Here is a 12,482-nt window from a genome sequence, read left to right as displayed (position 1 = left end):
TCCTGTCTCAGTTGCCGGTAGGACGGGGCACGATGAGGGGGACACCGGCGAAGGCGTCCCGCGGGACTTCCTTGGCCACTTCGGCAAAGTCGGTCCACATCTTGTTGAGGGGGTCCTCCGATGCCGTGCAGATGTCCTTGACGAACCTGTCGTACTTGTTCTTGAACGCGGGCTGGAACTGATCTGTCAGGCACTTCCGGAAATGGGTGATCAGCCCCAGCCCCAGATCGATGGCCGAGCCGGCCGCAGCCCCGGCATTCGGGATCGCCCCGGTGGCCGACTTGAGTCCGCCGCCGGTGACATCCAGTCCGGTCGCGAGGAAGTTGAGCAACGGGCTGTCCGACTTGCCCCGCACCACTTTGATCATCTTCTCGACCGTGCCAGGAGAATGACCGCCACAGTCGACGCTGTACAACCCCGCGGTCATCTCGGCCACCTTCCGCGCGGCCTTCTCCATGAGGCCGGTGTTCTTGCCGATAGCCCGGCCGAACTCCACGGTCCGCATGGTCACCATGTCGGAGGCCCGGACGAACTTGTCGACGTGCTCACCTGCGGCCCGGGAGGCATCCCCGCTCCAGTGCGTGATCAGCCCGGTGAAGGACTGTTTCATCCGCCCATGACTGTCCGCCAGGGCCGTCCCGGCCTTCGCGAGGTGGTCCGTGTCGGCACGGAACGCGGCGAAGTTCATGCCGCGGAACTTGTTGTAGCGCTGGAGAATGTCAGTCTCAAAGCTGTACTGCTCGTACGTCCACTCGTTGTAGAGCGGGAGGTATCGCTGGAAGAACCGCAACCCCGGCTCGCCCGCGACCAGGATCTCATCGGAGGTGGCGAAGCTGCCTTCAGGTCGCGCGAGCAGGTCCCGGCCCGCGGCGAGATCCTTCGCGTCCTGCGCAACCTGCGGTATCAGCGTCTGAACTTCACGCCCGAAACGGTTGATCTCGTCTTGGGCATCACTGCGGCCAAAGGTGAAAAGACTCTCGCAGAACTTGCTGATGTCGCTCCACGTACCGGCAGAGGCCATCTCAGCGCCCCCGGAACGACTGGGTGTTGCCACCTTCGGTCCGCCCGTAGTCCCCGGCGGACTCCAGCAACACCGAACCGATGGTCTCCGACTGCAGGCCGAAGGCATCCACCGAAGCGGCCAGCCGCTCCATGAGCTGCCGGTAGCCCTCGCCATGCCTGGTGAATCCCTGCCCCATGGACTGGGCGGAGACATCGCTAGTCCGCACCAGCGCATGCTGTTCCCTGATCAGCCGAGCCTCCCCGGCGAAGACCTCAGCCACCTGCTTCACATGCGAGGTGGCCACACCCACGTGACCCCTGTTGCTGTTCATCCCGAACTACTCCCTCCCTGTTCCGGCCGGGTCGTCCCACCCGACCGTCCTTGTCCACCCGCCACCACCTCCGGGCCACCCCTGTCCCCGGTGTGACACGCGGCGGTGTACTTCACCCGCGCTGCTCGTCCACCAACGCCCGCACCTGCGCCAGGAGCTGGCGGCTCCCACCCGGAGTGATCGTGGCCCAACCGTCCCGGCGCACGTGCACATACCGACCCTGGTCGGTGTCGTGAAAGGCCACCACCCTCGGTGCGCGACGCAGACCAAGTCCTCGATCCCGGACCGTCACGCCGAACTGCCCGCCCCGCCGCACCGTCCCGAGCATGTGCGCCACCTTGCGCGCCACCACCGCGGGCTCTCCGCTCTCGGTGAGCGCGTCGGCGAAACCCGGCGCCGTCGTGGTCTGCCTGGCCGCATCCAGCGCCGTGGCACGGACGCTGACCGACTCGCCTGGTCCGGCATCGCTCTCGCCGACCAACTCGACCAAGGTGGCCGCGACGGCGTAGTCGGGCAGAACGCCCAGCCGCACCTCCTCGCCGTAGCGCACCGCCACCGTCCCTTGCGGACCTGCCACCGCTCCCACCGCACGCACCAGCCCATCGGTGGCCCACAGCCGCGCGTCCACCGCCCAGTCGAACCTCGCCAGTCCCACCAAAGCCTCACGCAGCGCAGGATCCAGTCCACTGTGGACGATCAGACCTCGGGTGGCGAGGCCGGTCAGCAGAGCATGCCGATGGTGAGCGCGTTCCTCCCAATCGGCGCCGCTGCTGATGATCTCCAGGTTCAACGGGGTCTCGCCGAGTTCGGCGAGTTCCCAGAGCAGATCGAACTCGGCGACCGTCAACGCGGTCACCGGCACGGGGTGGACGGTCATAGGTTGTGGTGTTCTCCGATCACCGGCGGCGGGATCCGCGGCAGATCGTCCAGACCGTAGATGTCATCGGAGAGGGTCTTGAACTTGTTCTCATGCTCGGCGTCCTCCTCCTGCTGACCTGCCGCACCGGTCGGGGACTGCAGGAAGGACTGCCCGCCCACGCCAGCACGCCCAGCACCTGCCACCGGCGTAGCGGCGCGAGCGCCCGGCTGGCCGGGAGCGACTCCCGCCTGACCGCCTGGCCCGCGCGGCCCCGCACCGTGACCGCCGGCACCGCTTCCCACACCACCACCGGCGGACCCACCGCCGTAGAAGCCGCCCATGAACCCACCGCCAGCGCCGCCCGGTTGGCCTGGACCGCCGACCGGTGACGGTTCGACCCGGGGCAGCACAGGGTTGTTGCTGCCTCCGGTGCCGCTGGGGACCACGCCCTGCAACGTCGGATCCGGGGTGTTCTCCACCGGCCGCACCGGATCGGTCCCGGTGACCGGCTGGCCACGGCCCGGATCCTGGCCTTGCCGACCGGGATCGGCACCGGTGCCACCCGGGCGCGGGAGATCCCGCTGCCGCGGGTCACGCGGGTTCCGCCCACCCGGCGGGACCGGCGGCGGCTGCGGCGGAGGCGGGGTGCCCCCGCTGTCCAGGGCGATCTTCGGCGCCTCCGGCAACACCGGCAACGCGCCAACCCGGTCCCGCGCGGTGGACTCGTAGCCATAGAGCGCCCGGTTGGCCGCATCATCCCGGGCCCGGTTGGCCGCCAACTGCTGCTGCATGTCGTGCTGCATCGCCACCACCACGGCCGGACTGAACGCACCCAGGACCAGCGCGCCGACTCCGGGCTCCTGAACCGGTTGGCTCGCCTCGACTTTCGGCTTGGTCTCAGCGAAGTTCATCCCATGCGAGGACGCCGAGGTCCCGCCCGACACCGCGGCATCCTGCGCCCCCTGAGCCCAGGCCACCGCCGGCCGCGCGGCCGCGGTCATGGCCTCCGCGGCCTGTCCAGCCCAGCCGACTCCGATGGCCTCCAAGCCCTTGCGGACCGCGTGCTCGGCGTCGGCGGCGATGCGCTGCATCCCCCGCATGGCATCGATCGCGTCGTTCACCGCGCTCGTGCCTTGGCCCTGCTGCATCCAGGCGTGTTTCTGGTCCAGCGCAACGCCTTCGAACCGGTTCCGCCGAATCTGCGGTCCCTCACCCATGACAGCCCCCCCGTTCCCGTTCTGTCTAACCGTGTAGCTTGATCAAGCCCTGCGTCGCAAGCTCAGCCATCTCCAACGCCTTGGCACACAACTGCTCCGGCGTCTGCGTGACAGGCTGGCTGTTGTAGGAATACTGGATCCCAAGCCGCTGACCCTCGGCCACGCTGACATCGACGAAACAACCCCGGTCGTCACCCGGTCGCCGGTTCTCCACCGCCGGGTAGCCAGCCACGGTCAGGATCCTGGCTGACACGGTGCTCCCCGGCTTCAGCCACACATCCGCGCCTTCTTGGGTCGTCGGTACGATCTGGTAGCCGTAGAAGGGCTTGGTTACGGAATTTAGAAATCCGCACCCCTTGTCCTTGAACCTGCCGACATCGCCAATAGGGCGAATAGTGTTGACGCCAAGCTTCTTTCCCTGCTCTTCGGTCAACAAAGAGCAGATCTGTTCCGAAGCGAGATCGTCAAGGCGGATGTCCTTGGGCCTTCCGGGCAAGGTCGGAGCCTGCGTGGACGAACTCTCGGTGGCGTTCGACGTAGTCGGGGTACCCGGGGCCGGGGTGCACCCCGAGACGAGCACTACCAAGGCCATGACTGACAGCGTGCGGGCAGCTCTAGTCAACGCGCTTGTACCCCTTCAAAGCATTAGCGACATCGTCATCGGTGAAGCCGTAGTCCCTCGCTGATGCGCGCAGTTGCGAGGCAGTCTCCAAGAAGCTCTCGGCCAGCCCTAGATACCTCTTGTAGTAGGAATCTGGCGCGTCAACGAACTTCCAGGTCATAGCCTTGGCGGTGTCTTCGCTGACCGGGTCGCCCCCACAAGGCGGAAGCCGGAGCTTGTGCTCGATCTTCATCAGCTCTTGCTGAAGGTCCTCGCCCTCGCGTTGAAAGATCGCAAGCGCTCGAAGAACCTGGTCACGCTCGACCTTGATCTTCAGACTGCCGCCGCTCGGCGGCGGCGTTGCGTCTTCCCACCGGCCGTAGTAGCCAGCCAGCTCACTCATCCCCACCCCCTGCTCGCACTGCACTCCCCGCGGGCCACAGTAACGCAGACCGTCGACTGTGGCTGAACGGTTCCCGTTCGAGCACGAATGAGGGGTTGCTCTCACCCGATTGGCGGCATCGGTCCCGGATCTGGCAGTTCGCCCCGTGCGGATAGATAGCGGAACCCTCGGTCGTAGAGAACCTGCATGGCGCGACGAAGTTCCTCGACGGCAAGCAGATCAGCAGGAGTGAATCGAGCAGGGTTCGCAGGGTAAATGATCACCCGTCGCATTGTGGTGACCACCGTTGTCCATGGCACCTGACCTGTTTGTTCTCCTGGTTCGGCGTGAACGAAGTCGCCGAGAGAAAGGAGAATGGTCTCTGCTGGCAGACCGGCTGACTCGTTCATGATGACTCCCGAATTGTCCGTGGACCGGAACAGGCTTCTGGTTGAGCTACCGATTCCAGTGGAGTGCCGCGCGGTGGACTGTGGCGGCGAGTTCATGCAACTCCTCCTCGGTGGAGCGCATTGAGAGGCTGAGGGCCAGCGTGGTGTCCACGACCGCCCGTGCCCGCAGGCACGGTTGCCGGACGTACTCGGCGAAGGCCGGGGCTTGGTCGGCCGCGGTCAGCCGGTGGCTGCCGACGCTGGTGGCCACACCGTGCATCGTGGACAGGTAGGCACTGAATTCCCGAGGCTGTCCCAGATCGATCCGCAGCAGCGGGCTGTGCTGATTCCACAGCTCCGGCCCCTCCTCATGGATAATCGTCAGTCCAGGAACGTCCCGCAGCAAGCCGGACAGCAACTGGCTGGCGCGCCGGTGTTCACGGAGCGCCGGGGTCAGGCGAGCCAGGTTGGTGCGGGCGATCGCGGCCAGTGGTTCCGCCAGCCGATAGCTATAACCCACCGCGGTCAGCGACTGGCCCTGCGCCGTCGCACCGAGGCCATGCTCCCGCAACATGCGGCACTGCTCGGCGAACTCCTCGTTGTGGGTGAGCAGGAAGCCGCCCTCGCCGGACCACAACAGGTTCCCGTCCCGGGTGGAGAAGCAGCCAAGGTCACCGAGGGCACCTGCGTATAGGTCGTCGATCCGGGTGCCCACCGCGTGGGTGGCGTCCTCGATCACCCGAAGCCCGTGGCTGCCAGCGAGTTCGACGGCGCGGTAGAGATCACCGGTGCGACCCCAGTGGTGGACCAGCAGCACAGCACGGGTCTTCACAGTGATCTTGGCGCGGAGGTCTTCCAAGTCCAGGCCCGCACCGCTGGGGCCGCAGTCGACGAAGACCGGCACCGCACCGACGTAGCAGACTGGCGCGATCGAACTCACCGGAGCGAGGGCAGGCACCAGTACCTCATCGCCGGGGCCAATGCCCAGGGCGAGCAGTCCGCAGTGCAGAGCGGCGGTTCCGCTGGCCACCGCCACCGCGTGTGGCATGCCGAAGAAGCCGGCCAGTTCGGCCTCGTACCAAGCAGTCTGTTGCGCGGGTGCGCTGCGAGGCATCGCCTCCACGGCGTGGCGGAGATACTCCCATGGCGTCGAGTTCACGACGGCCCCGCCTGCCACAGCGTTACTCGCGGCTGGTCGGCCACGGGAAGTTCAGCCACCACAACGAAACTCCTGACGGTCCGGCCGTGCCGTCCGAGAGGCAGGTCGTCGGCAAGGTTGGCCAGTAGCAGATCCTTGAACTCCCAACGGCTGTGGGCTGCGCTCGGCGGTGTGGCCAGCTTCCAGGCCAGATCAACGTACTCGGCGATCCGCCGGTAGACAGAACGTTGCGCCTCGCCATCCAGCTGGATGATGGTCTTGACAGGCATCCCCAGTGCGAACAAGCCGACCGACCGCAAGGTGAGTGACACCCGCAGCGGGGCCTCGAAGGGCCGCGTGGATTCCAACCGTTCCGTAGTGACCGCCTGCCAGAGTGGATGCTGCCGTAGGGTCTCGACGATCTTCGGTCGGTGAAACAGGTGCGCGAGTAGTTCCCACTGGCACAACGGCTTCAGGTCGACCAGTGACGGGTACAGGTCAAGGACTCGCCCGGTCTCCCTGCTCAGCGGAAGGTCAGGGGTGTGTGTGCTTGTCATCGTCGATCTCCATGGTTTCCGGTAGGTCTTTGTCCTCCCGTGGGCAGGATTCCCAGTGTTTGCAAGAACTTCTCGGTCTCGTTGGCCTGGTCGAGAAGCAGGCTGCCGCGGTGGTTGTCAAGCCAGTCAAGCCGTTCGGTCAGCAATTGCTCCAGCTCGGCGCTACTGCGGCGTTCGCACAACACGTCCCAGTGTGTCCGTGGTGGTTTCCTTCGCGGTTCTTCGCTCGGCGAGGTTCCTGCCCGAGTCGATGTTGTGCTGTGCGAACGGCATCCCCATGTGGACGGTGCATCCGCTTCGTGGGCGAAGGGCATCTCAAACTGATGGCCACGCGGACAGTCGTACAGGACGACGCGCCGAGGATGGACTTCGTCATGCCGGGGGACAGTCGCCGGCCTTTTTCTAGCACCGATACGGCGGAGTGACTTGCCTGTCACGATGATTCACCCCTCGGCGGCTTCGGGGCCAGCAACTGGGTGATCTCGATGAAGGCTGTGTGCGCCAGGTTGATGCCGTGCGCAGCGCGGCCGAGCCGGATCTGGATCTCCTCGGGCAGGTCGGGCAAGCCCGCCATCAGGAGCAGCTGCGTCTGCTCGTGCAGACCCTCGGAGTCGAACAGCTCGCCGACCTGCTCAGTCCGGCCCTGCTGCCGATGAAGCGCGAACACTGCCGCGAGGTGTGGCTGTTGCGTGTGATCGTCGCTCATGAATCTGGTTCCCGTCGCTGCTGCGTATCGAGCGCCTGATCCCTTCGTACGCCAGCACGGGGCCGCTTCTTGTACCTGCTGGCTGTGGTGGTGCTCAGCAGTACGCGTGCTCGGCGGTTGAGCATGTTCACGGTGGCGTTCTCCGAACTGGCCTGCTCCTTGATCGCCTCCCATGCATTCTGGGCCTTGCCCACGACCGGCTTGGTATCGCGGAAGACCACCGACTCGGGTGTTCTGGCCATCAGCGGCGCGCTGTCAAACTCCAGCAGCGTCAAGGAACCCTCCACGCCTGGATGGGTGCCAGCGCTAAACGGCACCAGCTGCACCGTCACGTTCGGCAGCCCAACTGCTGCGGCCACAGCCTGGAGTTGCTGGCCCTGGATTTCTGGGCTACCTACTGGGCGCCGCAGGACGCTTTCATCGAGCAGGCAGTGAATCCGTGGCTGGGGAGTGCGGGCGAGGATGAGCTGGCGGGTTGCTTGGACGCCGACCAGGCGATCCAGGACCGGGCCGGTCAGATCCGGGTGCAGGATGGGAAGCAGCGCTCGGGTATAGGCGGCGATCTGGAGCAGTGGGGGAATGAACCCGAGGTTGTACATGCGGATGACGGTGGCCTCGTCCTCCAACGGGATCTCCTCACGCCAGGCTCCCGGTAGCCAGGCGTTGAACGCCTGCCACCAAGGCTGAACATCGGCTTGGGCTGTCAGCTTGACCAGGTACTCACGCCTGCCCTTGGGCGCCTGGTAGAGGGTGAGCAAGGTGTCCACGTCATCCGGGATCAGGCCGCGTCCGCCGGTCTCCATGCGCTGGAGCTTTGTCACGGAGTAGCCGGTCTTGGCAGCGACCGCGGTCAAGGTCATGTTCTCGGCTCTGCGTCGGGCGCGTAGTTCCGCCCGTACCCGGTGCCCCGCAGGCAACATTGATCCCATGACGTGTGCTCCACTCGTTTCGGTCGCCACTCGGACGTGCCCTGACCGCTAGAATCATCCGGGCTCGAACAGTAGGAAATTGGAAGTTTCCTTTGCACATAAGGATTCAATAATGTCCATAGTGGACGAACGACACCCGTGCGATAGTTCCTGGGCCTGACCGGGGTAGGTGTTCTCATACCGCTTGCCCCGCCTCGGGTAGCGGTCCCCAAGGGGCTACGGCTATGCCGACAGCACCGTCACCCGGGCCCGTCGTGAGGCGATCGCGGTCGGCGAGACAGTGGCGGCGGCAGCTGGTAACGGCTGGGCCAATCGAACTGCCAGTGGCAACCCGGGAGTTCGCAGGAGGCAACGCAATCCCGGTGCGAGTAGGTGGAAGAATCACCACCGGTCACCCCGCCTTCCGGCTGTGCTGCCCGTCTATAGGTTTCCCTCGGGGCAGGATGTCGTCTTGGGTCGCGAACTTGGGCACCGGGCGCGCGAGCCCCACGGTGGACAGATAGGCCACCTGCCGCTGGCGTCTGGTCCGATGCGGACAGCTTTCGTCCGGGCACACGATGCGGTCGTAGGTAGCCCGGCCGTCCTTGGCGCGGCCGATGAGCGTCTTGCTCCCGGTGTTCTGGCAGTGTTCGCAGGCAGCGAAGTGCGGTTCAGCCACCACGTCCACCCCGCTTCCACAGAATCGGGAGAACAGCCAACACGATCCTGCTGGCGAGAATCACGAGCCCGCCGATCGCGCGGGCGAGTAGCGCTTCGTGCGCGAGTGTGGTCAGTGCCCGGGTGCCAATCTGTTGACGGGCAAAGGCTTCCGGGGTTGGGGACTGGTGACACCTACGTCGGAGAGTCGATTGATCCGATGTTGGGGAAGTCGAGCAGCTGGAGCAATCTCCAGGGCAAGACCCACGTGACGATGAGCACGAGGCCGATCGAGAACCACGATCCGACGACGAATGGGATGGCGACTCCCTAGAGCCACCGTGTGCTGCCGATTCGAAACGGGTTGGAGCGCCACGGCCCGGCTCCGATGGGACGTCGGAGCCGGGCCGGGCCGGGGGCGCTGGCCGGTTGTGGTAATGGCCTGTCCGGCCAGCGGCCGCACCCGCTTGGGGGTTGGTCATGCTGAGTGCTGAAGGAAAGTGCCCCGGACGCACGGGCGGTAGGCTGAGGAGCTGTTCCGCGACGATGGTGAATCCGCCGATAGCACGCCACCGCTGTAGTTCGGCAGGCACGGTGAAGGGCTTGGTGTCGTCGTACGGCGATGCCGCGATGACGCGGTAGGCCAGCGCGCCGTCAGCGGAGGCGATGACGACCTCAGAGTGCCCAGCCCACCAGCGCGCCCACCGCATTGCCGGGCGGCCGGTGCTGGGGTCAGTGACCTTGTCCTGCAGAAAACCCTTGCGCCGCAATCGCTCGGACATTTCGCGGATGGCGCGAGCCTCGTCATCGATTGGGAGAGGGCCAGCAGGGAAGGCGGGCGGTGTCATGCGTCCTTCCCCTCGTTGCTGTGGGGAGGCAGTTCGTACCCGGGGCCACGTGCCCATTGGAGTGCGTTGTCCAGGGACACAGCGAGACGGACCACAGTGGTGCCCGGGTCGCGGGGAAAGTCCGCAGTGGGTCCGCCTTGAAGCCGGATGACCTGGGCGTCGCCGAGTTCTGGGAGCGTGATGACATCGGTGGCGTCGGCGCCGTGCCGGACGAGCGCGTTCTCGGCGACTCCGACGCCGGCCTGCGGTATGAGAGACCATCCGGCCTGGAGTGCTTGGGCGATTGGTACGGCGTAGGGGTCAGAGTCCTCGGTACGTAGGTGGCGGTCCATTGGTTCACCCCGCTACGGGGAGGGCCGGGCCTGCTGATGCTGCCTGCATAAGTCGGACCGGACGGGCTGAGGAGATGTCGATCGCGGTTGCGATCGTGCCGCGAAGGCGCCCAACTTCCAGGGGATGTAGGAGCGCGTGCTCGCCTGGTGGCGATACGAGCTTGATGGGTTCGCCCAACTGGGAGGTGACCGTGATCGTGCGCTCGCGCCCAACGGTGTCAGCGCACTTCACGGTGGAGTGGACCACAACGTTGGAGCCGGTGATGGCGTAGCTGGCCGGGCACGGGAGTTCGTCAATGGGCTGGCCGAGACTCCGGAGGACAGCCCGACGGAGCCGGGTGCGGAGCTGGTGTGCTTGAAGGACGTTGAGAAGGGCGATCTCGCCGGGCGGAACAACGAGGAGGGTGTCGCCGTTGACGAGCGGCGTGACTGCGATCGATCGGCCGCGCCCGCACACGTCGCGGCAGGGAACCTTGATGGTCTCGGGCGTGGCCGGGACAGTAGCCCAGGTCATGGTCAGCTCCTCTCGAACGGGGCGGATGCGGACTCGCACGCACGACGGAGAGGGAGCTTCGGCGGCGGGGACGTGGGTGTGCTCATCGCCTGCTCCAGTGCCGTCCACGGTGTGGAACCCCAGCGGCACGAAGGTCGGGGGACTCCGTGCCGCTGGGGAGCTGAATATCAAGTGGGGCGTTGGCCAGCCGGTACAGGACGCGGGTAGCCGCGTCCGCGTGGCGACGTTCAGCGCGCCGGTCCGAAGCAGCGAAGAACTTTGCGGCTACGGCGCCGATGAGGACCAGCACAGCAAGCAAGATCAGGAGTGCAACAGCAAGACCTCCTGCGATCTGCGTCATGGCACACCTCCTTGATCTTGCTCCCACCCCGGTCGGGTAACCTTCCGACGAACATCGCGGCTCGATAATTTGAGTGTGATACCACTTTGCTTGATAATCAAGCTAACTCGAGGCATCCAAACGGGTACAGTCGAGCGGCACGCTGAGTGACTGAGGGATGATGATCCGGATGCTCAACGCTCGGAGCCGATAGAGGAAGTGAGTCTGCGGTGAGTGGTGGACGCCCTGCTATCCGCACGGGCAAGAAGCTTGTGCTGGGCGCTGAAATCGCCCACATGATCCAGGCCGCCGACGTCACTCAGGCGGTCGCGGCCAGCTACATTGACACCGGGCAAGGCCGGATTGCTGGTTTGCTCAAGGGAGCTGGCTCCATCACAGTCGGTGACCTGGAGCGACTGGCGAACAAACTCGGCTTCACCGATCCCGAGTACCACGCTGTGCTCAGGGATCTTCGACGCGACAACCACAAGCGTGGTCACTGGGACAGTGGCTATCGTCGCGCCTATCACGAAGACATGCGCCTACTCGTCGACGTGGAGTCGATGGCCGAAGAGATCCGGGCTGCGGTAGTCGAAGTACTGCCCGGACTGGCGCAGACCCGCGCCTACATCGAGGCGCAACTGGAAGGCGCTGGCGAAGACGGCGGGGCAGAGGCTACTGAAGGCCCTACCTTCGAGGACTACGTAACGGCACGATTGGCACGTCAGGAGATCCTGGACGGGCCCAACCCTCCCATGGTGCGCTGGGTGATGTCGGAGAGCTGTTTGCGTCGCGTGTGGGGCAGCCGTGCCGTCATGGCGGAAGCGATTCGGCACGTGGTGAAGCTTTCGCGGCGGCGCAACGTCTTCGCACAGGTCCTCCCGTTCGATGCCCCGGCAGAGCGGCGCTCATCGATCGGCAACCGATTCACGCTGATGCGCGTGCCGAGTCCTGGCGTGGCCGGCCCCGTTGACCTGGCGTACGTCGAAGGTGAAGGCCGGATCAGCTACCTCGACGACAAGAAGGCGTTGAAGGCACACGACGCCGCGTGGTCACGGCTGACTGCGGCCGCGCTGAGCTACTCGGAGTCACGAGAGTTCATGGAGCACGTCGCCGAGGAGTTCGAGCGGAGTGCTTGAGCACGAAAGGAGTTGGCGCATGACCACAGGTCCTGCGGCGTTCGCCGAGGACGAGTTCATGAAGGCGAAGCGGAGTGATCCGAAGAAAGAGTGCGTAGAGGTGGCCCGGCGGGACGGCTGGGTTGAGGTACGAAACTCTCGGATGACATGGCGTGCGAAGGACGACCATCGGTTGAGGTTCACGGCGACGGAGTTCGACGCGTTCCTCGAAGGTGTCCGATGTGGACAGTTTGATGGTCACTGCATCGAGATCGTGCTGACAGGTCATGGTCTGTACCTGTTCCGCAGCACGGTCGGTGAGCAGGGCACGCCAGAACTGGAGTTCACCGCGGGTGAGATCGAGGCGTTCCTCGGTGACGTGCGGGACGGCGAGTTCACCGAGAGCGCGATGCTCGCGCGACGGATGGCTGCCTGATCCACTCGCGTGGGACTGAAGGGCTGTGACCGCCTGGCGGTCACAGCCCTTCGTCATGTAACCAGCATGAGTGCTTATCCGAGAAGTCGGAGTGACTCTTGGTGAGTTCGGGTGCGATAGCGCTTGACCTGACGAGGCCCCGCGCCAGGTCGGTCTGTTGTTCGTGG

General features: G+C 65.5%; 15 protein-coding genes. 2 read left to right on the top strand and 13 right to left on the bottom strand.

What is annotated here, in order from left to right; translation table 11 throughout:
* Nucleotides 1-7: 7 nt before the first annotated feature.
* The 13 genes from MZC64_RS18000 to MZC64_RS17940 all read right to left on the bottom strand — a co-directional run bounded on the left by MZC64_RS18000 (nucleotide 8) and on the right by MZC64_RS17940 (nucleotide 8,779).
* The gene (locus MZC64_RS18000) at nucleotides 8-1,021 is read right to left on the bottom strand and encodes a hypothetical protein (RefSeq protein ID WP_247757861.1); all 1,014 of its coding nucleotides are present in this window, start codon (nucleotides 1,019-1,021) and stop codon (nucleotides 8-10) included.
* A 1-nt stretch (nucleotide 1,022) separates the two neighbouring features.
* Nucleotides 1,023-1,334, bottom strand: a complete 312-nt coding sequence (locus tag MZC64_RS17995; protein WP_247757860.1) for a hypothetical protein — start codon at nucleotides 1,332-1,334, stop codon at nucleotides 1,023-1,025.
* Nucleotides 1,335-1,446: 112 nt separating this feature from the next.
* Complete coding sequence (locus MZC64_RS17990; protein WP_247757859.1) at nucleotides 1,447-2,211, bottom strand: ESX secretion-associated protein EspG; 765 nt, start codon at nucleotides 2,209-2,211, stop codon at nucleotides 1,447-1,449.
* Nucleotides 2,208-3,314: a hypothetical protein gene (locus tag MZC64_RS17985; protein ID WP_247757858.1), complete on the bottom strand. Its 1,107-nt coding sequence runs from the start codon at nucleotides 3,312-3,314 to the stop codon at nucleotides 2,208-2,210. The genes MZC64_RS17990 and MZC64_RS17985 overlap by 4 nt, the downstream gene beginning before the upstream one ends.
* A gap of 121 nt (nucleotides 3,315-3,435) precedes the next feature.
* Nucleotides 3,436-4,002: a DUF3558 domain-containing protein gene (locus MZC64_RS17980; RefSeq protein ID WP_247757857.1), complete on the bottom strand. Its 567-nt coding sequence runs from the start codon at nucleotides 4,000-4,002 to the stop codon at nucleotides 3,436-3,438.
* Between the two features lie 22 nt (nucleotides 4,003-4,024).
* A complete protein-coding gene (locus MZC64_RS17975; RefSeq protein WP_247757856.1) occupies nucleotides 4,025-4,414 on the bottom strand; it encodes a hypothetical protein in 390 nt (129 codons plus the stop codon).
* A gap of 101 nt (nucleotides 4,415-4,515) precedes the next feature.
* On the bottom strand, nucleotides 4,516-4,803 hold the full coding sequence (locus tag MZC64_RS17970) for a hypothetical protein (RefSeq protein ID WP_247757855.1): 288 nt from the start codon (nucleotides 4,801-4,803) through the stop codon (nucleotides 4,516-4,518).
* 46 nt (nucleotides 4,804-4,849) lie between these two features.
* On the bottom strand, nucleotides 4,850-5,896 hold the full coding sequence (locus MZC64_RS17965) for a DegT/DnrJ/EryC1/StrS aminotransferase family protein (RefSeq protein WP_247757854.1): 1,047 nt from the start codon (nucleotides 5,894-5,896) through the stop codon (nucleotides 4,850-4,852).
* Nucleotides 5,897-5,937: 41 nt separating this feature from the next.
* On the bottom strand, nucleotides 5,938-6,477 hold the full coding sequence (locus MZC64_RS17960; RefSeq protein ID WP_247757853.1) for a hypothetical protein: 540 nt from the start codon (nucleotides 6,475-6,477) through the stop codon (nucleotides 5,938-5,940).
* Entirely contained in the window at nucleotides 6,474-6,914 is a 441-nt protein-coding gene (locus MZC64_RS48705; protein ID WP_308301027.1) for an RNA polymerase-binding protein RbpA, read from the bottom strand. Before MZC64_RS48705 ends, MZC64_RS17960 begins: the two co-directional genes overlap by 4 nt.
* Nucleotides 6,911-7,183: a hypothetical protein gene (locus MZC64_RS17950; protein WP_247757852.1), complete on the bottom strand. Its 273-nt coding sequence runs from the start codon at nucleotides 7,181-7,183 to the stop codon at nucleotides 6,911-6,913. Before MZC64_RS17950 ends, MZC64_RS48705 begins: the two co-directional genes overlap by 4 nt.
* Nucleotides 7,180-8,103: a helix-turn-helix transcriptional regulator gene (locus MZC64_RS17945; protein ID WP_282105566.1), complete on the bottom strand. Its 924-nt coding sequence runs from the start codon at nucleotides 8,101-8,103 to the stop codon at nucleotides 7,180-7,182. Before MZC64_RS17945 ends, MZC64_RS17950 begins: the two co-directional genes overlap by 4 nt.
* A 400-nt stretch (nucleotides 8,104-8,503) precedes the next feature.
* Nucleotides 8,504-8,779 carry a hypothetical protein gene (locus MZC64_RS17940; RefSeq protein WP_247757850.1) on the bottom strand — a complete coding sequence of 92 codons (276 nt, stop codon included), beginning with the start codon at nucleotides 8,777-8,779 and terminating at the stop codon, nucleotides 8,504-8,506.
* A gap of 2,212 nt (nucleotides 8,780-10,991) precedes the next feature.
* On the opposite strand from MZC64_RS17940, the gene MZC64_RS17935 reads away from it, so the two are divergent.
* Together MZC64_RS17935 and MZC64_RS17930 are read left to right on the top strand one after the other, a co-directional pair.
* The gene (locus MZC64_RS17935) at nucleotides 10,992-11,900 is read left to right on the top strand and encodes a DUF5753 domain-containing protein (protein ID WP_247757849.1); all 909 of its coding nucleotides are present in this window, start codon (nucleotides 10,992-10,994) and stop codon (nucleotides 11,898-11,900) included.
* A gap of 19 nt (nucleotides 11,901-11,919) precedes the next feature.
* Nucleotides 11,920-12,315: a DUF397 domain-containing protein gene (locus tag MZC64_RS17930; RefSeq protein WP_247757848.1), complete on the top strand. Its 396-nt coding sequence runs from the start codon at nucleotides 11,920-11,922 to the stop codon at nucleotides 12,313-12,315.
* Nucleotides 12,316-12,482: the final 167 nt, after the last annotated feature.

It is taken from the genome of Crossiella sp. S99.2 (assembly GCF_023094165.1).
GTDB lineage: Bacteria > Actinomycetota > Actinomycetes > Mycobacteriales > Pseudonocardiaceae > Crossiella.
The sequence above is the reverse complement of the archived record's forward strand: the minus strand, read 5'-3'. Positions and strand labels throughout refer to the sequence as shown.

What these genes read in the sequence shown, in the direction of transcription:
- MZC64_RS18000 (WP_247757861.1), bottom strand. Translation starts at nt 1,021, where the DNA reads ATGGCCTCTGCCGGTACGTGGAGCGACATCAGCAAGTTCTGCGAGAGT.
- MZC64_RS17995 (WP_247757860.1), bottom strand. Translation starts at nt 1,334, where the DNA reads ATGAACAGCAACAGGGGTCACGTGGGTGTGGCCACCTCGCATGTGAAG.
- MZC64_RS17990 (WP_247757859.1), bottom strand. Translation starts at nt 2,211, where the DNA reads ATGACCGTCCACCCCGTGCCGGTGACCGCGTTGACGGTCGCCGAGTTC.
- MZC64_RS17980 (WP_247757857.1), bottom strand. Translation starts at nt 4,002, where the DNA reads ATGGCCTTGGTAGTGCTCGTCTCGGGGTGCACCCCGGCCCCGGGTACC.
- MZC64_RS17975 (WP_247757856.1), bottom strand. Translation starts at nt 4,414, where the DNA reads ATGAGTGAGCTGGCTGGCTACTACGGCCGGTGGGAAGACGCAACGCCG.
- MZC64_RS17970 (WP_247757855.1), bottom strand. Translation starts at nt 4,803, where the DNA reads ATGAACGAGTCAGCCGGTCTGCCAGCAGAGACCATTCTCCTTTCTCTC.
- MZC64_RS17965 (WP_247757854.1), bottom strand. Translation starts at nt 5,896, where the DNA reads ATGCCTCGCAGCGCACCCGCGCAACAGACTGCTTGGTACGAGGCCGAA.
- MZC64_RS17960 (WP_247757853.1), bottom strand. Translation starts at nt 6,477, where the DNA reads ATGACAAGCACACACACCCCTGACCTTCCGCTGAGCAGGGAGACCGGG.
- MZC64_RS17950 (WP_247757852.1), bottom strand. Translation starts at nt 7,183, where the DNA reads ATGAGCGACGATCACACGCAACAGCCACACCTCGCGGCAGTGTTCGCG.
- MZC64_RS17945 (WP_282105566.1), bottom strand. Translation starts at nt 8,103, where the DNA reads ATGTTGCCTGCGGGGCACCGGGTACGGGCGGAACTACGCGCCCGACGC.
- MZC64_RS17930 (WP_247757848.1), top strand. Translation starts at nt 11,920, where the DNA reads ATGACCACAGGTCCTGCGGCGTTCGCCGAGGACGAGTTCATGAAGGCG.